Consider the following 1,314-nt stretch of genomic DNA (forward strand, 5'->3'; position numbering starts at 1 on the left):
AATGTATGGTACGCCCCGTTTTGCAAGTTAATAACTAAAAATAACGGAGATGGTTTGCGCTAATGTATTCAGAGTCTATTAGAGACTAACATTAGTCCCAGCTCTACGATGAGATCTGCGCCAGATTGTCCTCAAAAACGAGAAAGCATTTTTCTTGCTGAACTGTCCACAAGGTCTTCAATCTGGTGGTCTAACCGTTTTGTCATCATTAATTATCATATGCAAACTGACTTAAACTCTAATTTCAAAAGGCTTCTTCGTGGTCATTACAGACCAAGCTATTCTTGCTATTTTATTTGCTAAAGCTACAAGCGCCACATTAAACGGCTTTCGACATTTTAAATCTATCAACCATGTTCCAAAGAACTTTTCTGCTGTTTTATCTCGCCACATAACGGCACGAGCTGCGTGAATAAATAACTCTCTAAGCTCCTTATTCCCTCGCTTAGAAATACCTAGCATTCTGGGCTTTCCTCCCGTTGAATATTGAAATGGCACTAACCCCAGCCAAGCGGCAAAATTACGTCCATTATCAAAATCCTGTGGACTACCAACTGCTGATATACAGCATGATGCAGTCATAGGTCCAACACCTGGAATTGTTTGTAATAACTTAGCTATATCGTTTTCTTTATTTAACGCTAATAACTTATCTTCTTGAGCTTTAATCCACACATTTAGTTGATTGTAATATTCATATTGAGTTGTTAGCTCTGCAATCAATAGCGGTGGCACACTTCATTTTGATCAGCTATCCATTGGGACAAGTATTTCATTTGATGATGGCCTCTCGGAAAGCTAAGTCCAAATTCCAGTAGTATCGAGCCAATTCGGTTCATACAGGCGGTTCTTTCTTTAATATAGCCAGAACGAACACGTCTAATAACGGTCCCTAATTGAGCTTCTTCTGTTTTGACTGAAACAAACCTCATGTTTGGCCTTGTTGCAGCTTCTGCTATCGCATCTGCATCAATGTAATCATTCTTATGGGTCTTAACATAAGGTTTTACATATTGAGCTGGTATTAGCTTAACCTCATGTCCAAATTGTTTGCATTTCCTTGCTAGCCAGTGAGCACCGCAGCAAGCTTCCATTGCAATAACTGTTGGTTCTTGGACAGATAGAAAATCGACTAACTTTGCTCTGGAGTATTTATGTCGAAATATTTCACGACCAGAATAATCGTGACCAATTAGGTGAAAGGTTGATTTACCTAAATCAATACCTATGACTTTTGCAACTGACATGATGGTTTCCTCCTGTAATAGCCAACACTATGAGTTTAGCTAATGGGTGGGGCGTACCATCTAATTA

Annotated in this window: 1 pseudogene; it reads right to left on the minus strand. The window is 39.1% G+C overall.

Annotated features, from left to right (window positions below):
- Nucleotides 1–231 precede the first annotated feature (231 nt).
- A pseudogene (locus tag JIG37_RS07525) lies at nt 232–1,247 on the minus strand (IS110 family transposase).
- Nucleotides 1,248–1,314: the final 67 nt, after the last annotated feature.

Source organism: Pseudoalteromonas sp. bablab_jr010 (genome assembly GCF_016464105.1).
Lineage (GTDB): Bacteria > Pseudomonadota > Gammaproteobacteria > Enterobacterales > Alteromonadaceae > Pseudoalteromonas > Pseudoalteromonas simplex.